The 24,481-nt window shown below is 61.9% G+C and carries 20 protein-coding genes; 9 read left to right on the top strand and 11 right to left on the bottom strand.

Annotated features, from left to right (window positions below; all coding sequences use genetic code 11):
* Window positions 1–10: 10 nt before the first annotated feature.
* The gene (locus tag QN084_RS17430; RefSeq protein ID WP_069694836.1) at window positions 11–1,363 is read left to right on the top strand and encodes an MFS transporter; all 1,353 of its coding nucleotides are present in this window, start codon (window positions 11–13) and stop codon (window positions 1,361–1,363) included.
* An 81-nt stretch (window positions 1,364–1,444) separates the two neighbouring features.
* On the opposite strand, the gene QN084_RS17425 is transcribed toward QN084_RS17430, so the two are convergent.
* Window positions 1,445–2,146: a putative endonuclease domain-containing protein gene (locus QN084_RS17425; protein ID WP_069694837.1), complete on the bottom strand. Its 702-nt coding sequence runs from the start codon at window positions 2,144–2,146 to the stop codon at window positions 1,445–1,447.
* Between the two features lie 120 nt (window positions 2,147–2,266).
* Complete coding sequence (gene purN, locus QN084_RS17420) at window positions 2,267–2,842, bottom strand: phosphoribosylglycinamide formyltransferase (protein WP_062095620.1); 576 nt, start codon at window positions 2,840–2,842, stop codon at window positions 2,267–2,269.
* 11 nt (window positions 2,843–2,853) lie between these two features.
* On the opposite strand from purN, the gene QN084_RS17415 reads away from it, so the two are divergent.
* Window positions 2,854–3,303 (top strand): hypothetical protein, encoded by a 450-nt coding sequence (locus tag QN084_RS17415; protein WP_031217079.1) that lies wholly within the window; start codon window positions 2,854–2,856, stop codon window positions 3,301–3,303.
* A gap of 30 nt (window positions 3,304–3,333) precedes the next feature.
* On the opposite strand, the gene QN084_RS17410 is transcribed toward QN084_RS17415, so the two are convergent.
* From QN084_RS17410 to QN084_RS17395, 4 genes are all read right to left on the bottom strand, one after another.
* Window positions 3,334–4,665, bottom strand: coding sequence for a cell division protein PerM (locus tag QN084_RS17410; RefSeq protein WP_069694838.1), 1,332 nt, complete (start codon window positions 4,663–4,665; stop codon window positions 3,334–3,336).
* A 495-nt stretch (window positions 4,666–5,160) separates the two neighbouring features.
* Window positions 5,161–5,538 carry a hypothetical protein gene (locus QN084_RS17405; RefSeq protein ID WP_062095616.1) on the bottom strand — a complete coding sequence of 126 codons (378 nt, stop codon included), beginning with the start codon at window positions 5,536–5,538 and terminating at the stop codon, window positions 5,161–5,163.
* Window positions 5,535–5,975, bottom strand: a complete 441-nt coding sequence (locus tag QN084_RS17400; protein WP_256869584.1) for a J domain-containing protein — start codon at window positions 5,973–5,975, stop codon at window positions 5,535–5,537. The genes QN084_RS17405 and QN084_RS17400 overlap by 4 nt, the downstream gene beginning before the upstream one ends.
* 232 nt (window positions 5,976–6,207) lie before the next feature.
* Window positions 6,208–6,633: an Hsp20/alpha crystallin family protein gene (locus tag QN084_RS17395; protein WP_062095613.1), complete on the bottom strand. Its 426-nt coding sequence runs from the start codon at window positions 6,631–6,633 to the stop codon at window positions 6,208–6,210.
* Between the two features lie 144 nt (window positions 6,634–6,777).
* On the opposite strand from QN084_RS17395, the gene QN084_RS17390 reads away from it, so the two are divergent.
* Together QN084_RS17390 and QN084_RS17385 are read left to right on the top strand one after the other, a co-directional pair.
* Window positions 6,778–7,221 (top strand): MerR family transcriptional regulator, encoded by a 444-nt coding sequence (locus QN084_RS17390; protein ID WP_241650940.1) that lies wholly within the window; start codon window positions 6,778–6,780, stop codon window positions 7,219–7,221.
* 123 nt (window positions 7,222–7,344) lie between these two features.
* Window positions 7,345–8,238 (top strand): hypothetical protein, encoded by an 894-nt coding sequence (locus QN084_RS17385; protein WP_241650939.1) that lies wholly within the window; start codon window positions 7,345–7,347, stop codon window positions 8,236–8,238.
* 158 nt (window positions 8,239–8,396) lie between these two features.
* Here the strand turns inward: QN084_RS17385 and QN084_RS17380 are convergent, their stop codons facing one another.
* Entirely contained in the window at window positions 8,397–10,217 is a 1,821-nt protein-coding gene (locus QN084_RS17380; RefSeq protein WP_069694840.1) for an FG-GAP-like repeat-containing protein, read from the bottom strand.
* 765 nt (window positions 10,218–10,982) lie between these two features.
* Here QN084_RS17380 and QN084_RS17375 point away from each other — a divergent pair.
* Complete coding sequence (locus QN084_RS17375) at window positions 10,983–11,381, top strand: hypothetical protein (protein WP_259362889.1); 399 nt, start codon at window positions 10,983–10,985, stop codon at window positions 11,379–11,381.
* 21 nt (window positions 11,382–11,402) lie between these two features.
* On the opposite strand, the gene QN084_RS17370 is transcribed toward QN084_RS17375, so the two are convergent.
* From QN084_RS17370 to cspE, 4 genes are all read right to left on the bottom strand, one after another.
* The gene (locus QN084_RS17370; protein ID WP_069694841.1) at window positions 11,403–12,662 is read right to left on the bottom strand and encodes a plasmid pRiA4b ORF-3 family protein; all 1,260 of its coding nucleotides are present in this window, start codon (window positions 12,660–12,662) and stop codon (window positions 11,403–11,405) included.
* A gap of 369 nt (window positions 12,663–13,031) precedes the next feature.
* Window positions 13,032–14,282, bottom strand: coding sequence for an APC family permease (locus tag QN084_RS17365; protein ID WP_069694842.1), 1,251 nt, complete (start codon window positions 14,280–14,282; stop codon window positions 13,032–13,034).
* Window positions 14,283–14,301: 19 nt separating this feature from the next.
* Window positions 14,302–16,866, bottom strand: coding sequence for a LuxR C-terminal-related transcriptional regulator (locus QN084_RS17360; protein WP_259362888.1), 2,565 nt, complete (start codon window positions 16,864–16,866; stop codon window positions 14,302–14,304).
* A 399-nt stretch (window positions 16,867–17,265) separates the two neighbouring features.
* Window positions 17,266–17,469 carry a transcription antiterminator/RNA stability regulator CspE gene (gene cspE / locus QN084_RS17355; RefSeq protein ID WP_021472668.1) on the bottom strand — a complete coding sequence of 68 codons (204 nt, stop codon included), beginning with the start codon at window positions 17,467–17,469 and terminating at the stop codon, window positions 17,266–17,268.
* A gap of 288 nt (window positions 17,470–17,757) precedes the next feature.
* On the opposite strand from cspE, the gene QN084_RS17350 reads away from it, so the two are divergent.
* The 4 genes from QN084_RS17350 to QN084_RS17335 are packed head-to-tail and all read left to right on the top strand — an operon-like array spanning window position 17,758 to window position 24,473.
* Window positions 17,758–19,212 carry a DUF3375 domain-containing protein gene (locus QN084_RS17350; RefSeq protein ID WP_083261982.1) on the top strand — a complete coding sequence of 485 codons (1,455 nt, stop codon included), beginning with the start codon at window positions 17,758–17,760 and terminating at the stop codon, window positions 19,210–19,212.
* Window positions 19,209–19,799 carry a DUF4194 domain-containing protein gene (locus tag QN084_RS17345; RefSeq protein WP_069694843.1) on the top strand — a complete coding sequence of 197 codons (591 nt, stop codon included), beginning with the start codon at window positions 19,209–19,211 and terminating at the stop codon, window positions 19,797–19,799. Before QN084_RS17350 ends, QN084_RS17345 begins: the two co-directional genes overlap by 4 nt.
* 2 nt (window positions 19,800–19,801) lie before the next feature.
* Entirely contained in the window at window positions 19,802–23,227 is a 3,426-nt protein-coding gene (locus QN084_RS17340) for an ATP-binding protein (protein ID WP_083261983.1), read from the top strand.
* Window positions 23,199–24,473, top strand: a complete 1,275-nt coding sequence (locus QN084_RS17335; protein WP_083261984.1) for a Wadjet anti-phage system protein JetD domain-containing protein — start codon at window positions 23,199–23,201, stop codon at window positions 24,471–24,473. Before QN084_RS17340 ends, QN084_RS17335 begins: the two co-directional genes overlap by 29 nt.
* The last annotated feature ends 8 nt before the right edge of the window (window positions 24,474–24,481 follow it).

Below are 24,481 nucleotides of genomic sequence, written 5' to 3'. Positions count from 1 at the left end.
AGGAGGCCTCATGAATACGTACACGACCGTGCCCAGCGGCGAACAAGTGGTGCAGGAACTGCCTTGGCGGTGGAAGGTCCAGGGCAAGATCTTCCTCATTGGCGGCCTCGGCTTCATGTTCGACGCCTGGGATGTGACGCTCAACGGCATCCTCATTCCCTTGCTGTCCAAGCACTGGTCCTTGCAGCCAGCCGACGCCGCGTGGATCGGCACGTCGAACCTGATCGGGATGGCCGTGGGGGCGTTCGCGTGGGGCACCATTGCGGACACGATCGGCCGGAAGAAGGCCTTCACCGCCACGCTCCTGATCTTCAGCCTCTTCACGGTGCTGGGTGCCTTGGCGCCGGACATCGTGTGGTTCTGCATTTTCCGGTTCATGGCCGGTTTCGGCTTGGGCGGCTGCATCCCGGTGGACTATGCCTTGGTTGGGGAATTCACACCTCGAAAACAGCGGGGCAAAGTCCTCACGGCCATGGACGGTTGGTGGCCCGTGGGCGCGGCCCTGTGCGGATTCGTCTCCGCCGGCCTTGTGGCTTTGTACGGCGATTGGCGCCTGACGATGGTTGTCATGGTGATCCCTGCCCTGCTGGTGTTCTGGGTGCGGCGGTCAGTTCCCGAATCTCCCCTGTTCCTGATCCGGAAGGGTCGTCGCGTTGAAGCTGCTGCGGTGATCGACGGCCTCGTGGAAGCAACCGGCGCCACGCCGCGCGCCTACAGCCTGCCCGAACCAAAGGATGCGCCGCGCCTCTCCCCCGGCAGCGCGTGGCTCCAGCTCCGAAACATTTGGACATTCAACTGGAAGATCACCACTGCGGCCTGGGCGCTGTTCTTCTCCGTGCTGTTGGTCTACTACCTGTCCCTCACGTGGATGCCCCGAATCCTCATTGGCGCCGGGTTCGAGGAGTACAAGGCCTTCGTGACCACGGCGGGGATGGCCGCCGTCGGGCTTTTGGGTGTTGTTGTTGCAGCGCTCTTGGTGGAGCGCGTGGGCCGCAAGTGGATCCTGGCCATCACCGGGCCGCTGTCCGCAGTGACGCTGGTGATCGTGGCGTTCGTGGTGGATGTGCCTTCGGCCGCTGTGGCCTGGCTGCTGGTGTTCGGGTTCGTGGTCCAGGTGGCCATTCCCGTCCTGTACGCCTACGTGTCCGAGCTGTACCCCACCGAGCTCCGTGGCTCCGGCTTCGGCTGGGCGTCGACGTTCTCCCGGATCGGCGCCGGCTTCGGGCCCCTCGTGTTTGCCTCCTACTTCTGGCCGGAGTTCGGCTTGGCGACGTCTTTCGCCCTCGCTGGCGGGCTTGTCCTGCTGTCCGTGTTGTGGATGGCGTTCTTCGCCCCGGAGACGAAGCAGCGCGAGCTATCGTAACTGCGCTCTCCCCCTCCCTCCCTTCCCAACTAGGTCGCATTTGTGCGCGTTTAGAGCTCTCTAAACGCGCACTGCTGCGACCTAGATGGGTGACCAGCCGTGGTGCTCGAGCGCGCGCCTGACCTTTCGAACAGCGGTTCTCGCGTCAGTGGTCATGTGGCGCTTTGAGATGCGGACGAGGATCCACCCTGCCCTGGCGAAGTCTTCCTGCTTCTCGATGTCCCGCACGATTTGTTCCGGCTCGGAGTGGCCTTCCCCCTCGTAGTCGACTGCCACGCGCCACTCGCGGAAACTCAGGTCCGGTTGACGTTCGACGCCGGGACTCAGTTCCGTGCGCACGTTGGCTTCCGCTGTGGGCAGCCCAGCCCGCCCCAGCGCCAGCCTCAGTCGCGTTTCCGGCGCGGAGTCGGCACCGATGGTGATTTCGTCGTCGAAGAACTGGCCCCGATGCCCCACAACACCTCGACGGCGAGGGATCGCCATCGGCTCCGGTCGGGAGATGTGGATGACAGGCTCATTGCTGCCCGGCAGGAAGCCCGGGAACTCCCACAGCAGGAAGGCCGTGGCGTGTGAAGCTGCGGAGAATGCCGTGACCTGGGTGAGGGGCCGGGCCATGTCTGCCAACGAGTGGTCGGCTCCGGATCCGGGCACTCGAACCGCCCTGCTGGGTGAGGCCAGGCTGTGGTGACTGAGCCGCCGTCGTGATACTCCCGCCCGGGCGGCTTCTTGCCACGTGAACGGTGTTGATGACAGCGGATCGGGCAGGGCACTTGGTGTCTTCATGCCCCATGCTGACAAATATCAGAGTGCCGCCGCCCGGTTATCCACAGCCCGTGGCCCTTAGGCGAAATGTAGGTCGCAGCACAGCGCGTTCTGGGCGTTCAAAACGCGCACAAATGCGACCTAGTTGGGGGAAGGGGCGGCGGCCAGGTCTGCGAGGGTCTGGACCAGGAGGCGGCGTTCCACTACCTTGATGCGTTCGTGCAGGGTTTCCTCGGTGTCATCCGTCTGGATCACCACGGCTTCCTGGGCAATGATCGGGCCCGTATCCACCCCGGCGTCGGCCCAGTGCACAGTGCAGCCCGTGACCTTCACGCCGTAAGCCATGGCGTCGCGGACCCCGTGGGCGCCCGGGAAGGACGGCAGCAGCGCGGGGTGGGTGTTGACGTATTTGCCGTCGAAGGCGTCGATGAAGTCGGCACTCACAATGCGCATGAAGCCCGAGGACACCACGACGTCCGGTTTGTAGGAAAGGACCTTGTCGCGCAGGGCGGCGTCCCACTCCTCGCGGGTTTCGAAGGAATTGAAGTTCACCACGAACGTCTCGATCCCGGCCTCGTCGGAGCGTTCCACGCCGTAGGTGTCCGGACGGTCAGCGCCGACGGCAGCGATCTCCACGTCCAGTTCACCCGACTTCACGGCGTCGATGACAGCCTGGAGGTTGGAGCCAGTACCGGACACGAGGACAACAATGCGCATTGCACTAGCTTATGGGCGGCTCGCGTAGGCTGGAAAACATGAATCCCGACGTCGGTCCCCGGCCGAGCCCGCAGCCCGGCCCCGAGGCGCAAAAGTCCGCACTTGGCGTGACGCAGATCCTGTTCCGCGCGTTCCTGTTGTCGGCCCTGGGATCGTTCTTTGTGTTCTCGCTGAACGTCAATTACGTGTGGCTCAGTGCCATCCTGACCCTCGCCGGCATTGTCCTGGGGATCGTCGTCCTGGTCCGTGCCGTGAAGTACAAGCATTCCAAGTTGGTGTTGTTCGGGACCATTTCCGGGTTGGTTGTCTCGGCGATCATGTGCCTGCTGATCCTGACTACTGCCCTGTTCTTCAAGCACGTCACAACGTACCAGGACTGCACGCGGTCGGCGCTGACGGAGACCGCGAAGTCGCAGTGCTTGTCCGAGTTGGAAAAGTCGATGCCGGGCGCGTTGCGCTAGCTTCCATCCGCTGAGCGGACGCCGGGCGGCTTAGGCGTGTTCGTCGTCGAGCGCTGGCTCGTCCAGGTTCGCTTCGCGCAGCTTCTGGCTGCGTTCCAGCCACGGCCCCACTGCGTAGCCGATCACGACGCCGATGCCCACCTCGGCTGCCACCCAGACTGCCGTCCACAGCGGGTTGGGGCCGATTTCCGTGAGCCGGCCAATCCCGGCAGAGCCGCGGGCGATCCACGCCAGCGCACCGCTGAGCGCCCCCGCCACTACGCCGATGAACGCACCAAGGAACAGGGTTGAAGCGGCGGCCGTGAACCACCGGGCTTTGATCTTGATGGACAGCCACTCGTCAAAGTGGTTCTCGCCCTCACGGAGGAACCACCAGCCGGCCAGGATGCCGGCCACCACGGGGAGGGCGAGGGCCATGCCGCCGAGGTCGAGCTGGCCCGCCGGAAGCGCACCGAAGATGGGTACAGCAGGAAGGGGTCCGACGGCGGATCCCAAAGGTCCGACGGTTGAGCCCACGCCGAGCGAGAAGCCCGCGCCGGAGGACCATGCGAGGGTGAAGATCACCAGGTTCGGCAGGAACCCGAGCTGCGCAATGGTCAATACGGCGCCGCCCAAAGCACCGGCTTTCAGTCCTTCATAAACGGCGATGATGTCCGTCCAATGCCACACAATGTCTACGGCAAGGAGCAGGGCTGCCAGGGAGACAGCGGCCATGGTGGCGACGAATCCGGCCTTCAACGCCGAGCCGACGTACGACCCTGCCCAGCGTGAATGCTGGCTGGTCTTGGCCAGCCACGCGACGGCGTCGACGCCAATGAGGCGGCTCCACGAACCCGCCTCACGACGGGCCCCGAGCACCATGCCCAAGCCGAAGGAAATCAACGGGATGGTCATCGCCAACCACAGGTTGATGACCACGTCCGGGGTGCGGCACACGAAGCCCGTCGCGGTCCCGAAGGCGGCATAAACCATGGACGCGCCAAGGAACGCCTGCCAGAGCTGGTCGGTGTAGGAGGCGCGGGCAAGCCTGCGGCCGGCACGCCATGCCAGAAGAAAAGGAATGAGCGTCAACCCGAGCGGGATCAGGGACAGCATTCCCGAACCCGGCTGGGCCGCAGTCCCAAGGTTCACCTGCGCCAGATGCAGCGGAACCCCGTGGATCAGGAGCCAGGCTTGCCCGGCCAGGCGAGCCAAAGCATCGACGTTCCGGTTCTGGAATCCGTCCGTGGCCCACACTCCCACCAAGGGAAGCACCACAACGATGGCCGAGAGGATTGCTGCCTGCCCCGCTTCCAGACCACCCTGCAGCCAAAGGGGCATCGGGAGGCCACGGTTTCCGGTCTGATCAGCGCGCAGTTTCATCGTGATCTATCGTGCCACGGGGCTCCCCGCTCCCCCGGCAGGCACTCGGCGGAACCCCCATTTTCCGTGCAATTTGGGCATCAAGGCCGTAAAATTGGAAAAGGCGTCACAGACTTCAGAAGGCCCGGAAAAAGTCGAAGCCGGGAACTAGGAGCGGCCAATGAATAAGTGTCACAACTGATAACAGAACGTCGTACTAGCAGCTGGTGCAACCACCTACGGATACTCTCCAGGTTGCACCAGCCTTCTTTTTGGCTTCTTACCCTTGCCGCGAGGGGTTAGATCTCGGCACTTAGACGGGCGTTAAGCCCCGAGAACTCACCCCTCGGTGAGCAAAGTACGACGGCGGCGGCCCGGGTTCCGGCGCCACGGCACCCCACCTTCCGCGAGGGGTTAGATCTCGCCACTTAGACGGGCGCTAAGCCCCGAGAACTCACCCCTCGGTGAGCAAAGCACGACGGCGGCGAACTGGTTCCGGCGCCACGGCACCGAGCGTCACGGCTGGGGTCCGTAGATGAACTCCTTCGCGTGGTTCACTGCCTTCTTGAACGCATCGTTTCGCAGCGAGACCTGCTCCCGTGAAGCGCCGGCAACCGGCTCAACGAACGTGGTGGGCCCGGGGCGGAGGATCCAGATGTCCCCGGAGGGCGGCAAATAGAAGACTCCGAACGAACGGTGTTGGGGGTCGTCCGTCCAGATGGGGACCACGGCCACCGCGGCTCCCGTGTCCACGTTGATCCATTGCGCACGTGGCATGGGTTGCTCGTGGACCTCGGGATCCAGGAAGGGTGCCGTCCCTTTCCCCCAGCGTTGCTCGAAGCGCTCGTAGAACGCTGGGATCAGGTGGCTGTCGTACGAACGCCAAGCACTCATGTGCGTCTCCTTGGTGTTGAATGGCCGCGAAGGGGTGCCCATCGGGTGGGGCCGAAGATCAGGGGCTCGCTGCGATCGGGGCCACTTGCAGGCGGAGCATGCCTGACGCCCTCCCCCGCCGCGTCCGGTTCCTTTGCCGCCGTCCTGCGGTGAATCCGTACCTTGACCGGCGTTCCGGCGCCGATGCCGGGCGACCCGGAACGTGCGCGGTCGTACTCGTGCTTCCGTGTTGCGTCCGACAACACGACGTATGCCTGCATGATGGCGTGCAGGCGGTGGAGGTCGGACGCCTCGGAGGCACCGCCGTCGTGGTCCGCCTGCCGTGTGTCCGGGTGGTGCCGGCGCAGCAGTGAGCGGTAAGCATGGGTGATCTCGCGGGCCGTCGCGGTTGGCGCGACACCGAGGATCGCGTAGTAGTCAGGTTGGCTGTTCCCCAAGGCCGGTTCCATGAAGTTGCTGTGGACTGGGCGATGGCCCCCGGGCGAACTTCGCAGTTCGGACGGGGGCCATCTTTTCGGGAGGCAACGTCGGGGGCCGCGTTTCCTCTGCGCAACAAGCGCTATGGCGTGGCGCGAAGCCTGCGCCCATTCTTCCGATGCGGCCGGTCTGATGCTCCCGCATGAGCGCTCCGCCGGTGACACCCCGGGCATCCCGGCGGAGCAGGCTCGACTATGCGTTGATCTCTTGGCGCTGCTGTCCGTTGGCCGTGATCTCGATGCGCCGCGGCTTAGCCTTCTCGGCCACAGGGATACGGAGCGTCAGGACGCCGGCGTCGTAGCTGGCCTTGACGCCGTCGGTGTCCAGGGTGTCGCCGAGAATGAGCTGCCTGCTGAAGACGCCTTGGGGGCGTTCAGCCGCAAGCATCTCGGTATCCTCGCCGGCGAGTGACTTCCGCTCGGCCTTGACGGTCAGGACGTTGCGTTCGACGTCCAGCTCAATCGACTCGGGGCTTACACCTGGCAGGTCGAGAGCGACGATGAATTCTTCACCCTCTTGCCATGCATCCATTGGCATGCCGGCCGGGCGTGCTGTTGTGCCAAAAACCTGTTGTGCGAGCCTGTCGAATTCGCGGAACGGGTCAGTGCGCATCAGCATTGTGGTTCTCACTCCTTCAGATCTTGATGCGATTCTGTTGTGTTTCCAACCCTTCCAGATCTGTGGTGGTTGGTATAGATTTTTTATAGCACCAGCATGAGAGTGGTGCAAGTGGTTTTTGAAGAGATTTTTGGGAGAGGTTACGTGGCTGGTTTACAGGGGCCTTCGGGGGAGTACGACGGCGGTGGGCCGGCTACCGGGGGCACTTCGGGCGGGGATTCCGCACCGGACGGCAGCCCGGGTTCGCGGGACGACCAGGGTGTCTATGCCATCTCCGTAGCGGCCGAGTTGGTGGGCACAGGGCATCAGAACCTGCGGCTGTATGAGCGCAAGGGCCTTCTCACGCCGGAACGGACCGACGGCGGCACCCGGCGCTACAGCGAACGGAACCTGAAGACGCTGCGGCGGATCGGGGCGCTCCTTGATGAGGGACTGAACCTGGCCGGTGTGAAGCTGGTGCTGGAACTCGAGGAAGAGAACCGCGGATTGGTGGAAGACAACCGTGGGCTCTCGGAAGACAACCGCGAGCTGCGGGCTGACAACAAAGGGCTGCGTGCGGATCTAAAGAAGGCGCGCGGCGGGGACTAAATGCGCTGGAGTCCAGTCAGTACCACAAAAGAATAAACTCTCCGGGGTGTCATAAATGTGCCGGGATGTTGGGGCTTCGTGTCTAAAAACCCTGGAAACGTTGTGCTCTGTCATAGTTATGCCATGACAACTCCAGAGCTCCCGGGGGACGGCGCTCAGCATCCCTCGCCCCACCCTTATCAACCGCCCTATCAGCAGGCCGGTAACGCCCCTGCATATACAATGCCGGCGCCGCCTGTTGCACCAAAAAAGCAACTCAATGTTCTTGGACTGATCGCACTCATAACCGCAGTGCTGGGATTCATCTTTGCGTGTGTTCCTGGCGCTCTTATAATCGGCTGGGTCCTGCTTCCCATCGCCTTCATCCTGGCTATCGTCTCCCTTTTCCTCAAAGACAAAGCCAAATGGATGGGAATCGCGGCCCTCATCACCTCCGTTGTGGGCACCATCGTAGGGTTCATCGTCTTCACCGCAGTGGTCGCTACCTCCTTTGACAACGCCTTCGGCAGCGGAGATACCACTGTGGTGGCGCCTTCCAACGAGGCGGGAGCCACCACAGGCGCTCAAACCAACACAAACGCCGGTGCTGGAACCCGAGAGAATCCATACCCAATCGGCTCGGTCATCGAGTCTGACGAATGGCGCGTGGTAGTCAACTCGGTGACGCTCGCCGCTACCGACGCCGTGGTAGCTGCTAACTCGTTCAACGACCCGCCCGCTGCGGGGTCGGAGTATATTCTGGTTAATTACTCCGTCACTTATAAAGGGGACGACCCTAACGGCCAGACCCCCATGTTCGTCTCAGTTGATTACGTAACCGCAGATGGCACAACGGTGGACGGGACCAAGAAGATGGTCGTGGCACCCGATTCCATCAACAACTTGAGCACGCTGTACAAGGGTGGCACAGCCACTGGTAACGATGCCTTTGAAGTTCCGAGCGCGACAGCCGGAGACGGCGTTCTTGCAATTCGAGCAGGCATGTTAAGCGACAAGGTATTCGTAGCCGTTAAGTAGGCTCCCTCAGCAAGATATAGGAATGCCCCGGCGAGAAATTGGTTCTTCGTCACTAAACCCACATTGGGTAGTGGTCTCTAGTATCCAACTCTTGCCGGGGCATTCGTCGTCCTAATAGTCGTGTCTCAATTCCTCGAATCATTGAGACAATGTTCGTCTTACAGAATCGCCGTCATTCCGTTCCACCCCGTGCCCACCCGGGTCGCTGACGGCCATGCCGTTCCCCCGGCGCCGGAGTACAGCCACAACTCGCCAGAAGGGTTGCGTGCAAGGATGTCGGCCCGTCCGTCGCCGTCGAAATCACCGGGTCCAGTCAAAGAGTTCATGACGTTCCAGCCCTGGCCGATCGTCTGACGTGGAAGCCATCCGCCGATACCGTTCGGCGGGTAGAGCCACAGAGCGCCGGAGCTGTCGCGGGCAGCGAGGTCAGTGACGCCGTCGCCGTTGAAGTCCGCTACGCCGGTGAGTTCGGACATGCCGTTCCAGCCCGACCCAATCCACATCCGCGGAAGCCAGCCGCCACGCCCGTCTCCCCGGTACAGCCACAAAGTCCCGCTAGCGTCCCGCGCTGCTACGTCAGCGAAACCGCCACCGTAGAACGAACCGATGCCGACAATCTCGGTCATGGCATTCCACCCCTGACCTACGGCAACCCGCGGAAGCCACCCACCCGATCCGTTGCCCGGATACAACCAAAGCACCCCGGCACTGTCACCAGCCAGGACGTCGGGCAGAGCGTCACCGTCGAAGTCACCCGGCGACACCAGTGCCGTCATCACGTTCCAGCCCACGCCAACCTGAATACGGGGAAGCCAGCCACCGGATCCGTTGCCCGGATACAACCAAAGCGCTCCGGCAGCATCCCGGGCCAGGACGTCCGAGTGGGCGTCGCCATTGAAGTCGTTCTTCACAGGAGCGGCGACGTCAGGATCGATGATGGACACCGACGAACTGTTGTTGTTAGCCACATACACCTGACCCGTGGCTGCGTTCACGGCAGCGTCAATCGGCTCCTGGCCCGTAAAGACCGAACTCACCCGAAGCGTGTCGCCGTCCACCACCATCACTCCCCTGCCGGACAGGCTCGCGTACGCCTTGTTATTGGCCGGGTTAATCACGATGTCCCGAATGCGCGATGCCGTCCGGAGTTGGGCGACCTGCTTCTTCGTCGCGCCATCAATGACTTGGACAAAGCCATCGATGGAGGTGCTGTCACCGGCCACGTAGACCGTGTTCGTCACTGGGTTCACGGCGAGCTGACCGACCAAGTTGGCGGAAGGCATGGTATCCGTGACCGTGTCTGCGGTGCCGTCGATCACGCGGACCCCGGCACCATAGCGGCCCAGAGTTGTGAAGTAGATCTTGTTTGTCCCGGGGTTTACCGCGAGCGCAAGAATGCCGCCGGCTCCGATGTTGACGGAGGCAGTTACCGTTCCGCCAGCCCCCAGAACCTGGATTGTTCCGCCGGACAGGACATACACCTTGCCGGTGGCCGGGTTCACGACGATGTCCTGCGCTCCCCCTGCGAGCGACACTGACGACGTAGCCAAGGTGGAACCATCAATGATGGTCACCCCGCTTTTCACGCCAACGTAGATCTTGTTCGTCACCGGATTGACCGCGACAACACCCGGCGACGAGCCAACAGGCACGGATGCGACTGCTCGGGAAACGCCGTCCACCACCGCAACTGACCCGTCGGTCTCACTGACGTAGATCTTGTTCGTTGCCTCATTCACGGCAACGTCCATGGGTCGGTCTCCCTGGTACAGAATTCCCGCTGACGCCACACCGTCCAGCACGGAAACTCCATAGTCCGTGGCTACATAGGCCTTACCAGTCACGGAGTTCACGGCCACTGCTGATGGCTTAGTGCCGACGGGAACTACGTCAGTAACCGCGTCCGCGATGGCCGGCGAACCTACCAGCCCTAGCGAACCAACCAGCGCCAGCCCAAGCCCGACGGCGACAGTCCTCACCGCCGCTGGGCGCCGCCGTCGTCCGTGACTAAGCGCGCGTAATCCAGCCCCGACTGCACTCATTGAATAGACCCCCAGCATAAGGAACGCCCCAGCGCGTCCGTAGACCGTGAGTCTATCGCCGGCCTGTGACAAAAAGGAGAACCTGCTGTTTACCTACTCTTCCCTTTCAGGGCACCTGCTCGAAGACAGCCGGCCAACCGTCGGGACGAGCGTTGAAGCCGTGGGGACGAGGAGCACGTTGGCGGTGAATCGGGTCAAGCAGAATCCTTGCCGGTTCACGCCCTTCGTCAACCGCGCCTCTCACCCTTGCGACACAGCTTCGATGTACTAACACATATCGGAAATACGTAATTTTTGTCCCTATGGAAGTCATAGAGCACTGCCCCTGCCGCTGCCGTTTTGGGAGGTGTTAGGGTCGCTCCACGCGCCACCGCATCGGCGCAGCATAAAGGGGGCACTAAGTTGAAAAAACGCGATAACGACACAGCCAAAAACAAGCATTTCCGGGGCAAATCGCTGTTCGCCTCGAAAGCGATTGGGATGGTTGCCGCGGGATCACTGTTGATCCTGCTATCCGGCTGCGGCTCAGGAGCGACGGCCAGTACCAGCTCTGTGGGCACTGCGACGGCGTCCCCATCGGTGAGTCCAACGCCGACACCTCCCAAGATTGCCGGGACATCGTGCACGGCAGAAAAAGCTACCAAAGTTGGGACAGGTGACACGTACACTTGCGCCGTTGATCAGAGCGGCAAACTGACTTGGTTGGACTCAGCAACCGCCACCAAGCTGTCGGAACAACGCGCAGCCGAGGCCGCAGCAAAAGCAGATGCAGAGAAAGCCGCGGCGGAAAAGGCTGCCGCGGACAAGGCCGCCGCCGACAAAGCGGCAGCTGATCAAGCTGCCGCCGCCCAGGCCGCAGCTGCTAAAGCTGCTGCAGACCAGGCGGCAGCCAAGGCCGCAGTTTCAAAGGCTGCACCTCCGGCACCGGCACAGGGCAACTGCGACCCCAATTACACGGGTTGCGTTCCTATTGCCTCGGACGTCGACTGTGCCGGCGGCAAGGGCAACGGCCCGGCGTACGTCCGCGGGCCCGTGACCGTTATTGGATCCGACATCTACGCGCTCGACAGTGACGGTGACGGCATTGCCTGTGAGAAGTAGCGACGGCGCGTAACTTGGACGTCAGCGTTGGCTGGCGTCCAAGCGTCGCTGTACGTCCAACAAGAACTTGATCCCGGCGTCGGAAAGCTTCGGCTCTGGACCTCGCCGCATGCGGGAGCCCCAGAGAGCCAACAAGCCCAGGGGCCGCCGTACGTCCAAATAGAGATCGCGGGCCAGGTTCAACGGGATACCGCCGTTGCCCTCCGTCATGACAAAGCCGCGAAAAGTAAGCTCGGAGCGGACTACCTCGTCGATCATCATCCAGCCTGGTTCTGTTCCAGTGAGCTCCCAATGAACAAGGAGCCTCATAACCACCTCGTCCGCAGGTGTGTCCGGGGACGCAAGCCTGTCCGCAAGGAATTCCCAAAGCGCCGCGGGTTCCTCGACCACACGACGGCCCAGAGGCGTAAGCAGCAACTTACCCTTGTACTTCCGCAGCAGCTTCCAGCGTTGCAGCTGTTCCCGGAGGTCCATGACATGGGGAATGTTGACCTCGTTGCGGCCAGTTCCGAACCAGTCGTCGTCCCACTTGAGGTCTGTCATCATCCGCTTGATGATGCCTGGTTTAAGCCATCCCGCCGATGTGAGGTCCAGCCCGTCCGGATCGGATTCCCGCAACAGCCAGAGGAGGGGTTCAAGGACCTCGTTCATGTCTTCGGGCGAAGGCGGCTTGGCCCAAAGCCTGCGCGCGAGTCGATCCAACGCCGTATTCACGCCCTCCAGGTCGAAGGCGGATGGATCAAACCCGGTGGCCTTCTCCCCGGTCACCGTTTCGAACCAGAAAACGGCATCCCGATGTTCCGGATGGTTCGGCTCTCCTATTACGCGGGCTACGTTGGCGTATCCGTGCACACCGCCGGAGTCTTCCACCGGCCCGCGCATTGAACCGCCAGTGCAGAGAATGGTAACTGCAGTAAGCTCCACTGTGCCGATGACATCGATCTGGTGAGTCCAGCTGTCACCGAAATCGTACTCGTACTCGAATGCCGACTCACCAGGCGAAGCCGGGTTGAACAGCTCAATTAGCCCGACCTCTCCCGCGGATTCAGCACCTTCCGGGGAGTCATCGTCGAGCACCCCTATGGCTCGCCGCCTTCCGCTGGGCTCCGTTCCGTAAAAGACGTAAAGGTGTGCGTTGTTCCAGCCGAACGCCGCTTGGATCGCCTCGTGCAGATCTTCAAGGGTTGCGCTCTCCGGGAGTACCAGCTGCCGCCAGATAGCCGGTTCAGTGTCGCTGATTGTGATGCGCAGTTCGACGGCGGGTACCGGGGTGTCAGTCATACGGCCATTCTGCCAGCCGGGTCCAATCAGGCCGCCAAAACATAGCCGCACCACCACCTAGGAAACATCCTCAAGCACCTATTTTTGCCGACAGCCAAGGAGAAATGGCCCAAATAGCTATAGTTCCACCCCAAAAAGCCATAGTTCCACCACCTAGGAAAATCGAACCGACACCTAGGCCCAAAAACTGCCCTTACTCTCGGAGTGTGCTTCCGGAACGGGAGACCCGGTGTCCGGCGGGAACCCCCATCCGTTCCAGGCGTAGGGAGCACAAAGCACGGCTCCATCGTTCCTAACCCCACGGTGGAGCCGTGCCCCACCGAACGCGTGCCCCCACCTAACGCGTGCCCCACCTAACGCGTGCCCCACCTACCGAGTCCGCAGCCGCACCATCCGGTACACGATCCCAACAACGAACATCGCCACACCCAACCCCCCAGACAGGGGCGGCAGCGTAGCCACCAGGGCGACGCATGCAGCCGCACCCAAGACCTGCAGCACCTTCGGATACCGCCGGTCCTCGTCGGGTTGCGTGAACGCGGCGATGTTCGCCACCAGGTAGTACAGCAGCACCCCGAATGACGAGAACCCGATTGCCCCTCGAAGATCCGCCACAACGATGACCAGGCAAATCACCACGGCAACGGTGAGTTCGGCCCGGTGAGGAACCTTATACCGGGGATGAACGGCGGCGAGGGCGTGCGGAAGATCGTACTCGCGTGCCATGGCAAGACTCGTTCGCCCCAAGCCGGCAATGAGTGCCAGCAACGCTCCGAGCGAGGCAACGGCGGCACCCACACGCACCACCGGTGATGCCCACGCCAACGTCCCGCTCTCGACGGCGGCCGCCAACGGCGTTGGGTTACCGGCCACGCCGTCGGGCCCAGAAGCGGAAAGCACGGTCGCGGCGATCACCGCATAGACAACAACTGTGATGCCCAGTGCAATGGTGATGGCCCGGGGGATGGTCCGCCGCGGCTCCATGACTTCCTCGCCCATGGTCGCGATCCGCGCATACCCGGCAAAAGCAAAGAACAGCAAACCGGCCGACTGCAGTATCCCGTACCAACCGTGCGCCAGCAGCCCTTCCCCCAGCACGTTGTCGAGCGCCAGCCCGTTCCCGCCCCAGCACGCTGCAACAGCGATCGCCAAGGCACCCAGTACGGCAATGACGAGGATCCGCGTCAGGCCCGCTGTCCGCGTCACCCCGTGGTAGTTCACTGCCGTGAGAAGTACGACGGCGGCAATCGCCACCGGCCGCTCCCAACCGGGCGGCGCGGCATAGGCGGCGAAGGTCATTGCCATGGCGGCAGCGCTGGCGGTCTTGCCGATGACGAATCCCCAACCTGCCAGGAAGCCCGGCCACGGACCGAGTCGCTCGCGCCCGTACACGTAGGTGCCACCCGACGTCGGATACGCAGCGGCCAATTGAGCTGAGGACGTAGCGTTGCAGAACGCCACGAAGGCGGCAACCACCAAGCCCACCAACAGGCCCGAACCGGCGGCCGCGGCTGCCGGAGTGAACGCCGCGAACACCCCGGCGCCAATCATGGATCCGAGGCCAATCAAGGAAGCGTCGAAAGTACCGAGTCTGCGGGTCAGCGCGGGCGGGTTGTTCACCCAGCCAGCCTATCGAGGGTCACTTGGGCGGAAACGTATTGCCCACCAGGATGAACAAACTTGTCCTGGACGTTGCCCCCGTCTTCCGGAGGGCATTGGAGATGTGGTTCTCCACTGTGCGTGCGCTGATCCTCAGCCGCTCCCCGATCTCCACGTTGGACAGGTACCCGGCAAGCGCAGCCACCTCGATTTCCCGTTCGGTCAGCGAGCTGGCCTCGAAGGTGTTGAACGCCAGCTGTTCGTTGGCACTGGGGAACCTGGCGGCAAATGATGACGATGCCTTGGCCAACGCTTCGGCTGCGACGTTGTCGCCTTCCACCACGCGCCGTTTGAGGGCGCTCCTGAGGAGCATGCCGATTTGGTAGACGTCCGCGTCGGGCCCGTAGTGCTTCAGGAGAAGGCCAAGGAGCTGGTGGTCGCCTTCCACCACAGCAGCGGCAATCGCCATGAACGGGTCATGAACAGTGACACCGCTTCCCCGGAGGATCCTTTGCAGCAGATCCAACACCTGGCGTCCGGGGACCAGGCAAGTGAACAGCAGGGCGGCCATCATCGCTTCCAGCGCGTAGCCGCTCCTCAGCTGCCGCTTGATGAGTCTGCTGGCCTGCCGATCGAACACCGCGGGCTGCTGGTTCTCCTTGGCGATGAGGACGTAGACGCCCTTTCCCACCCCGGGCAACGGCCCGACATCGGGCACTCCCGCCCGCGCCTGCGCGGCGATGGACACGGTAGCCGTTGTGGTGGTGGTCGCTTGCCGCAGGCCGGCGAGCCGAAGCATGGCGTCGTAGAGAATGTCCACCACGAACCCCGGCCGTCCCATGGCAAAGACGCTGCTCATGAGGTACTCCGCTTCGTCAAAGTGTCCGCTGTAAAGCAACCCGTGGGCGGCGACGTAGCTGCTGGTCACCACTCCGAACTGGTCGAGGTTCTTCCGGGCCTCGCCACGCCAGTCAAGCGCGAAGACCAGCGATTCGTCGATCCTGCCCGCCGCGAAAAGTCCGAAGCCCTTGATGAATGGCCGCAGATGCGGGAAGAGTTCGTCATCCTCTGCTGCATCAACAATTCGGAGTGCTTCAAGCGGCCTACCCCTGTACAGCTCCACCAACGCCTGGGTGAGGACCTCGAGTGTTCCGGGCTTCTCCTCGGAACTTTCCGCATATGGCGAGCTTCCCGCGTCCGGCTGCGGCACACGGCCGTGGGAGGCGCTGAGGAACTGGATGGCCGCGTTGGCTTCTGCTTTCTGCTCCGGATGCGCTTCGGCAAACTGCTGCAAAACCTCGACGGCGGCACTCAACCCGCCCGCCTGGATCGCTAGGAGGGCCTTCGTGATGGTGAGGAAGAGCAGGTCCGAGGGGTCGGCGTCGTGCGTTGATGTTTCTTCGAGGACGCGCGCGGCGCGAACCGGGTCCACCGGGGCGCCCCAGTAAACACGGAGCAGGGCTGCTGCATTCGCGGCGGTCTTGTTGATTTCCCATCGTTCGAAGCGCGACCGTTCGCGGACGGCGCTGTGATCGTGGAAGTGCCTTGCCGTGACGGCGTCGTCGTTGCCACGTTCCGAGCGCAACGCCGAAAGCACCCGAGTGAGGCAGTCCGCGGTGGTGGCTTCGATTCCAGGTACCTGTGGTGTGGAGTCGAGCATGCCCGCGATCTTGGTTCTCAACATGTGCCGGTCTCGAAGAGTGCGCCTGCCCCGGAAGTAGTCCACGATCACCGGTGGGCTGATGGCCGCAATAGTGCCGTTATGGTGGTCGTCCATGATGGAGAGGAAGCCCTGGCGCTCAAGGCTGTCCAAAGCATCCGCGGACACGATCTTCTGCAGGACATCGATGCGGGCCGTTCCGAGGATAGCCATGCTGTGCAGGGCGTTGACGTCCTCGAGCGGGAGCTCTGCCAAAAGCGCTTCGACAGTTCCGCGAAGGTGGTCGTTCCACAGTGACGTCCCGGACATCTGCCACGACCCATCGCGCCGGACAAGCAGGTTGCTCAGGGATGCTGTTTCCGCGATCCGCACGACGAGCCTCGGGTTGCCGCCCGACTTGGTGAGGATTCTCGCGGTGGTGTCGATGTCCGCGGGACCTCCAAGCACGCGCGCTACGAGCGCGTGGACCTGCTCGTAATGCAGCGGATCCAGTTGAAGGATTGCTTCCCGACCTTGGTTGAGGACCGCCAGCTCTCCGCGAGTGAAGGCGTGCGTTTCCGGTGCCGTGGCGATCATCGGGGCGGCCGATTGTTGCCGGACTGCTTCCAGGACGGCTAATGACTCGTTGTCCAGTAAGTGAATGTCGTCCACAAGCAGCAGATGTTTGCCGGCTTTCGCGAGCTGGCTTGCCAAAACATCCGCGAGGTCCAGCACTCCGCTCCGGCCAGGGCGCATCTCCATCCCGAGACCTTTGACCGCGGCGTACGGAATGGCCCGGTGGGTCCTCAAGCCCGCGACTGCGTGAATGGTGAACCCTGTCTTCTCCAAGTTAAACACTGCACTTGAAGCCACCGTTGTTTTTCCACTGCCGGGGGCACCTACGATGCGCACCCCGATGCCGTGCCCCACGTAGTCGAGGATGCGCTGAACTTCTGTATCGAACACCCGATCCAACCTTCTGTTTCCCACCATCACCGGCACGCGGCTCACCCCGGAGACTAAGCCCGAAAATCGGGACTAGGGGTCCAAAAGAACCCTGCACAGGCCAATTGGGCCGCGAACACGGTCTGTTTGAGCCGAATTAGGTGGTGGTTGGAATCCTCTAGGTGGTGGAAGCGTGGCTTCAGTTGGCTGTTGTGAGTGTTCGGGCAGATCATCAGTACCCCTTGCGTATCGGCTTGTTGCTACCAACGCTATGGGGTTCCGGAAACGAATTACATGCATGTAATTCGCTATGTGGATATGTGTTCTAGTTGGTTAAGGCACAGTAGTACATATATACGTTGAGAACGACAAAAAGCAGGGCCGGTCATGAGACCGGCCCTGCTTTTTGTTATCCGAAGACTAGATAGCCTGGATGTTCACTGCCTGGGGACCCTTGGGGCCCTGCTCGACGTCGAAGGAAACCTTCTGGTTCTCTTCGAGGGAGCGGTAGCCCGAGGAGTTGATTGCAGAGTAGTGAGCGAAAACGTCCTGGCTGCCATCTTCCGGGGAGATGAAGCCGAAGCCCTTTTCAGCGTTAAACCACTTGACGGTACCTGTAGCCATAATTTCAGTCCTTACTGAAGGTGGAGATGCTTCCCGACTTTCGGGTCTCCGGGTGTGGGGTGTTCTCCACCGTTACTTCAGTAGACCGCGATCCAAAGGACCCCGGGGACTGCCTGAACTACGAAATGCCAAACACAACAACACCGTCAAGTGTACAGACTTCTGCGGGGATAGCTAGTGCTGGAGCAGATTAATCAATCCGATGGGGGTTGGAGCAAGAAGAAACTGTCAGTGATCTGGCTTAGCCTTTGAAGCAGGAACCCTGTCCAAGGCAAGAAGGACCAACTGTTGAAGGGCCAGATGGACTACTACGCGATCAACGCGCTGCGCGAAAAGCATGCAGGCTGGGCATTGCTTCGAGCCCAAAACGCGCCCCTCGCCCTGCACTTCTTCATGTCCGCCTTCACGGACCCCAATCAGCGGAACGTCGGGCGCCAACAGCTGATTGACGTTCTGGACGATGTCTTGTTCGGCGTACGGGAAACCTATGGGGAGGAGAAGTTTCCCCGCAACGCCTCGGAGTACCTGGATGACTGGGCCGCGTCTGAGCGCGCTTGGCTGCGAAAGTACTACGTCCAAGGCGAAGACGAACCGCATTACGACCTTACTCCGGCGGCTGAAGACGTGGTGCGCTGGGTTGAGAGCCTCAAAGGCCGCGAGTTTGTGGCCACCCAATCGAGGCTGACAAGCATCTTTGCCGTATTGAAGACCCTCGTACAGCAGTCAGAGACAGACCCGGACGTGCGATTGGCTGAACTTCAACAGCAACGGGACCAGATTGATGCCGAGATGCACCGGATTCGTGAGGGAGACCTCAAAGTCATGACTGCACCGGAGGCCTTGGACCACTTCCAACAGCTCACCACCCTGGCAAAGGACCTGCTCTCCGACTTCCGCGAAGTTGAGCAGAACTTCCGAAAACTGGACAGACAGGTCCGGGAGCAGATTGCTACGTGGGACGGCAGCCAAGGAGAACTCCTGGACTCGATCTTCGCCAACCAGCAAGACATCGGAAGCTCGCTCCAAGGCCGCACGTTCCAGGGTTTCTGGGACTACCTCATGTCTCCGCAGCTGAGGAGAGAACTCAACGACCTCCTCCACAGGGCTACCCGGATCGAGGCTTTGGCCCGGATGGATAACCTCCACACCATCACCAACCTCCACCAGGATTGGCTACCCGCAGTGGAGCAAACACAGGCCACGGTTAGACAGCTCTCGCAACAGATGCGACGCCTCCTGGACGACAAAGTCTTCCTCGAGAACAAACGCATCATGCAACTTATCCGAAGCATCGAGGCGAACGCGCTGGACCAACGGGACCAGCCGCCGTCGAACTTTGCCATGGAGATTGAAGCGTCCTCCGTGGACGTCGCCTTACCGTTCGAGCGGCCTCTTTACGAGCCGGGCAGCCGCGTGATGGTGATGGATGATGTTGTTACCGCAGATGATCAGGATCTGGATGCGAGCGCGCTGTTCAGTCAGTTTCATGTGGACCGTGAGCGCCTGAAGTCCAATATCGAAAGTGTCCTCGAGGAGGAGAACCAGGCGACGCTGGCGGACATCACGGCGGCCCATCCGTTGTCCCAAGGGCTCGCGGAGATTGTGGCGTACTACCAGCTCGCTGCGGAGTCGGACTGGGCCAGCATCAACCCCGAAACTACGCAGCGCCTCCATTGGACTTTGGAGGATGGCAGCGTCCGGGCAGCAGTCATCGATCAGATCATTTTTGTGAGGCCGGCATGAATACTGCAAGCGAAACGTCCAGTCCGGAAGAGTTGCCGGGAATCGTGACCAAGCTGTTCAAGGGTGTGGTCTACGCGGAGACTGACGAGAAGGTCTGGCAATCGTTGCTCGCCTTGACGTCCCACGTGCGCGATTATGTGGCAGTACTGGGGCTGAACCTGATTCTGGACGAATCCGAGGGCTACGCTTTTCTGAGGTCCCGGGAGGATCCCGAAGGCACGCTCCCCCGGCTTATTCCGCGCAGGCAGCTTACTTTCGATGTGAGTTTGCTGCTTGTTCTACTCAGGAAACGGTTGTTGGAGTTCGATACCAACAGCAGTGAACTCCGGTTGATCATGACGGAGGAGGAGCTAAAGGACATGGTCGCAGTGTTCCTGCCGGAGTCCAGTAACGAGGCCAGGATTCTGGACCGGCTAGGCACCAACATCAAGAAGGTGGTGGAGCTCGGCTTCTTGAGGAAGCTCCGCGGCGAAACGGGGACTTACGAGGTAGCGCGTATCTTGAAGGCGTACGTTGATGCTCAGTGGCTGGAAGAGTTCGACGCGCGGCTGGCCGACTACCGTGAATCACTCACCGGAAGCAAATAACCATGAGCACTGACGTTCAGGACAGCCTCTTTACTCTCGAGGAGCCCGACGAGGAACCCTCCGACGAACAAGCGAACGACGGCGGCCTTCCGCCCGGGTTCCGACTCCACCGTTTGGAGCTGCTCAACTGGGGCACCTTCCACGGCGGTGTGCGCACGTTCCGTCTGGACGGGGCCAACAGCCTTCTGACAGGCGACATTGGCTCCGGAAAGTCAACGGTAGTCGATGCAATCACCACGCTCCTGCTTCCTGCCAACCGGATTGAGTACAACAAGGCGGCAGGGGCTCAGAAGCGTGAACGGACCCTAATGTCTTATGTGCGGGGCTTCCATAAGAGCACGCGCAGTACGGGCGGCGAGTACTCGAAGCCGGTTGCCTTGCGAGCGCCCGGCACGCTCACTGTTGTCCTTGGGGTCTTCCATAACGCCGTCATGGACAAGACCATCACGCTGGGCATCACCCTCTGGACCATGCAGGAGGCTGGACAGCCCACACGCTTCTATTCCCTTGCCGAGGGCGAGCAATCCATCGCGGAAGACTTCTCCAACTTCGGGCAGGACCCCGCCAAGTTGAAGAAGAAGCTCCGCGCCGCGGGCGTCTCTGTCTACGACACTTTTGATCCCTATGCCGCGGCTTTTAAACGCCACTTTGGCATCAGCGGCAACCAGGCAATGGAGCTGTTCCACCGCACTGTTTCCATGAAGCAGGTGGAGAACATCACCCACTTCGTGCGCACCAACATGCTGGAAGACGATGACGTCCAGACACGTATCAACAAGCTGATCAGCCATTTTGACGATCTGAAGAAAGCGCACGAGGCTGTGGTCCGGGCTAGAGACCAGATCGAGCTTTTGAAACCGATCCGCGATGGCGCCGCCACCCACCGGAAGCTCAGTTCTGAAGAAAACCAGGCCCGCCGGCAACGCGACCAGCTGCATCCCTGGTTCACCGACCAGCAACTTACGTTAAGCCTCGAACATCAGGAGGAGCTGGAGCGGACTGGTCAGAAGCTTCGCGAAGACAGCGCCCAGCTGGCCTCGGACATGGCCCGGCTCCGGCACGAGCTCGCGATTGTCCAGGAGGACATCCGTACAAGCGGTGGTGGCAGGCTCGCCGCGATTGACGCGGAGGTCTCCCGACTTGAGGAGTCGGCCAAGAAGCAACGCAACCGTTTCGAGGATTACGCGGCTGCCGCCGTCGAGCTTGGACTCCATGCCCCCGAAGACCGCGTGCTCTTCGACGCGAACCGGGCCCGGCTGGGCGAGGTGGAGGGAAACCTCGCGTCCAAGGCGGCCAAGCTGCAGGAGCAGCGCACGGCGTTGCATTCAGAGCTCAACGCGCTCGCCGCCCGACGGGACGATCTGGATGCCGAGCTTGCCAGCCTTGGCTCCCGCCCCACCTTGCTGGAACGCCCGCAACTTGAGCTCCGGCGTCGTATCTGTGAGGGCACTGGCATTGCCGAGTCCGCGCTCCCCTACGCAGCGGAGCTGCTGCGTGTCCGCGAAGGCGAGGCCGAGTGGGAGGGTGCTGCCGAACGCACGCTGCGGAGCCTTGCGCTGTCCCTGCTGGTGTCAACGGAGCACTACGCGGCTGTTGCCTCGTGGGTGGATGCCAATGATCTCAAAGGGAGACTGGTGTACCGGAAGGTGGGTGACTCCTATTCATCGCGGCCGCCCGCACCTGGGACTTTGGGGGCGAAGATCGCGATCAAGCAGGGCACGCCCTTCCGGGATTTCCTGTTGGACGAGCTCAGCGCGCGGTTCGATTACATGTGCTGCGACACCATGGATGAGTTCCGTCGGTATCCCAAGGCCCTGACGATCAACGGTCAGATAAAGGGCGCCCGGGGGCGGCATGAGAAGGACGACCGCAAGGGCCTCATGGACCGGCGCACCTTCGTGCTCGGCTGGGACAACCACGACAAGATCGTCCGCATCAGGGCCGAGCGTGACCACATCGATGGCAAGCACCGCAGTGTCGGCACCCAGTTGGCGAAGGTAGACGCCGGGCTCGGTGACATGGGACGGATGCGGCAGTTGCTGGGCAACGTCGGGTCCGTGGCTGAGTTTTCCGACATCGCCTGGCAGCTGACCGCCCGCAGGGTTCAGGAGCTCAAGGATGAGAAGCTCGAGCTTCAGTCGGCTAGCAGTGTGTTGCAGCAACTGACTGTTAAGGAATCGGAGGTGTCCGTCCGCATCGAGCGATTGCAGGAGCGCTCGGATAGGGTTCAGCAGAGGCTCGGTGGCAATGAAAATGCTGCCCGGGAAATCGCTGCAGCTATTGAGGAATGCCGCCTGACGCTCACGGAACAACCGCTAACGGACGACGGCGATGTGCTGGCGGCGGTAGCGCGGCTCACCGCCGAGGCCTTGGGTGATAAAGCGCTGACCTACCGCAACACTGGCCCGGCCGAGAGCTCGGTCCGGTCCAGTCTGACCGCAAGGATCGATGCTCTGACGAAACGGATCGCGACAGCGAGTGCCACCACGATCCGGCTCATGGCTGATTTCCGTAACAAGTACCCCAACGAAACAACGGACATCGACGCGACGTTGGAGGCGGCCGAAGAGTTCAATCGGCTGCTTGGGCAGCTGGAGCGTGATGACCTGCCGAGATTCGAGGCACGGTTCAAGGACTCGCTGACGCAGAACACCATCCACGAGGTGGTTGCGTTCAACGCGTTCCTGGACAGCCGGCGGCAGGACATCGTGAACCGCATCAGCGAGATCAACCAGTCGCTTGCGGAGATCCAATACAACCCGGGCCGTCATATCCAACTGGAGCACCAAAGCTCTTTAGATCTTGATGTGAGGCAGTTCGGGATTGACTTGCGTGCCTGCTCCGAGGGCACCATCGGCGACGACGAGCAGTACTCGGAGCAGAAGTATCTGCAGGTTGAACGTCTGATCGAACGCTTCCGGGGTCGCGAGGGATTCACCAGTCTTGACGAACGCTGGACGGCCAAGGTTACTGACGTGCGGAACTGGTTTACCTTTTCAGCTTCCGAAAGGTGGACGGAGACCGGCGAGGAATTTGAGCACTTCACCGATTCGGGCGGCAAGTCCGGTGGCCAGAAGGAAAAGCTCGCGTACACCATCCTGGCGGCGGCGTTGGCGTTCCAGTTTGGGCTCGCGGCCGGGAAGGGAGCTGCGCGGGGAGGCGGTTCCGGGAAGGGCCGGAGTTTCCGGTTCGTGGTGATCGACGAGGCTTTCGGTCGTGGCTCCGACGAGTCCGCACGGTACGGCATGAAGCTGTTCCAACGCATGAAGCTCCAGCTGCTGATCGTGACCCCACTGCAGAAGATCAATGTCATCGAGCCGTTTGTGGCACACGTGGGCTTTGTTGCAAACACCAACGGCAACGATTCCCAACTTCGGAACATGACCATCACTGAGTACCGTGAGGAACGGGAGCGGCGTGCCGGGTAAGTCAGCTGCTTCCCGGTGGACCTCGTTGGCTGACTTGCGAGCGCTGTCTGCAACCGCGTGGGATCGGGGGCAGCTCCTGCGGGAAGCTATTGATCCAAGCGGGGTTTATCCACGCCGCCGGGTGTTGAAGCGCCCATCGGCTACCGAACTGCGCGATGACTACGCGGCCGCCCGCGACTGGGCAGCCAGGCTCTTCGCCGCAGAGGGTCCGTTCAGTTTGGAAACCGCCGACGTCGGCCGCACCACTATCGGTTCAAACCGCCTTCCCGCTGTGGCTGTGTTTGCTTCTGTGGAGGACGAGATTGAGTTCGCCGGCAAACAGCGGGAAACGAAGCAGTTTCTGTCCTTGGCCGCCGAGCTGGGCGGCTTGGACCCGGCGCTCCAGGCCTGGGCGGCGAAACGTCCGAAGCACTTGCTGGTTCTAGGTCAAGACGCTTTGCTCGCTGCCCGGGTGGCGCTCTGGCTTAGGGATCACCCCTCCCCCTCCGTTTATGTGAGGCAGTTGCGTCTGCCCGGCGTGCACACCAAATTCATCGAGGCCCACCGCAGGACAATTGACGAGATGGTGGAGGCGCTGAGGCCCGTCCTGGCAGAAACATTGCCTCTGGACGACGATTCAGATGCGGCAGACCCGGGCCTTGACGACTCTGTCCTTGGCACGCCGATAGCCCGCACTCCCGCAGCTCGTTTCGCGGAGCGCCACGGCTTCCTCCATCAGCCTGAGCAGGTGCGTTTCCGGCTATTGGACCCGTCCATACCGCTGCTCGGTGATGCGCGGGACATTACGGTGACAGCCTCGGCCTTTGAATCGCTCCGGCTCCCGGTCACCCATGTGATCATCACTGAGAACCTCGTAAACTTCCTTGCTTTGCAAGAGCGGCACGGGACACTCGCCATCTTCGGTAAGGGCTACGGTTTCTCATCATTGAGGGACGCTGCCTGGTTGCAGTCCTGTCAGGTTCTCTACTGGGGTGACTTGGACACTCACGGCTTCCGCATCTTGGACCAGCTCCGATCCGTGCACCCGCATGTGTCCAGCGTGCTCATGGATGAAGCGACTCTCCTGGCGCACCGGGACGCGTGGAGCATGGAGGCGTCGCCTTCGCGTGCTGCGTTGACACGCCTGACTCCTGACGAAGCCCTCGTGTATGAGGCGCTCCAGGCCGGGACCTATGGCGACGGGGTCCGCTTGGAACAGGAGCTGATTGCGTGGGAGTGGGCGCTGGCGCGGCTGGAGTCTGACTGACTTATCCT

Origin of the sequence: Paenarthrobacter sp. R1 (assembly GCF_030264015.1) — a bacterium.
GTDB classification, from domain to species: domain Bacteria; phylum Actinomycetota; class Actinomycetes; order Actinomycetales; family Micrococcaceae; genus Arthrobacter; species Arthrobacter ureafaciens.
The sequence above is the reverse complement of the archived record's forward strand: the minus strand, read 5'-3'. Positions and strand labels throughout refer to the sequence as shown.

Bases quoted from the DNA above. Each gene is read 5' to 3' on its own strand.
- QN084_RS17430 (WP_069694836.1), top strand. From the start codon at position 11: ATGAATACGTACACGACCGTGCCCAGCGGCGAACAAGTGGTGCAGGAA.
- QN084_RS17425 (WP_069694837.1), bottom strand. From the start codon at position 2,146: ATGAAGACACCAAGTGCCCTGCCCGATCCGCTGTCATCAACACCGTTC.
- purN (WP_062095620.1), bottom strand. From the start codon at position 2,842: ATGCGCATTGTTGTCCTCGTGTCCGGTACTGGCTCCAACCTCCAGGCT.
- QN084_RS17415 (WP_031217079.1), top strand. From the start codon at position 2,854: ATGGGCGGCTCGCGTAGGCTGGAAAACATGAATCCCGACGTCGGTCCC.
- QN084_RS17410 (WP_069694838.1), bottom strand. From the start codon at position 4,665: ATGAAACTGCGCGCTGATCAGACCGGAAACCGTGGCCTCCCGATGCCC.
- QN084_RS17405 (WP_062095616.1), bottom strand. From the start codon at position 5,538: ATGAGTGCTTGGCGTTCGTACGACAGCCACCTGATCCCAGCGTTCTAC.
- QN084_RS17395 (WP_062095613.1), bottom strand. From the start codon at position 6,633: ATGCTGATGCGCACTGACCCGTTCCGCGAATTCGACAGGCTCGCACAA.
- QN084_RS17385 (WP_241650939.1), top strand. From the start codon at position 7,345: ATGACAACTCCAGAGCTCCCGGGGGACGGCGCTCAGCATCCCTCGCCC.
- QN084_RS17370 (WP_069694841.1), bottom strand. From the start codon at position 12,662: ATGACTGACACCCCGGTACCCGCCGTCGAACTGCGCATCACAATCAGC.
- cspE (WP_021472668.1), bottom strand. From the start codon at position 17,469: ATGGCTACAGGTACCGTCAAGTGGTTTAACGCTGAAAAGGGCTTCGGC.
- QN084_RS17345 (WP_069694843.1), top strand. From the start codon at position 19,209: ATGAATACTGCAAGCGAAACGTCCAGTCCGGAAGAGTTGCCGGGAATC.
- QN084_RS17340 (WP_083261983.1), top strand. From the start codon at position 19,802: ATGAGCACTGACGTTCAGGACAGCCTCTTTACTCTCGAGGAGCCCGAC.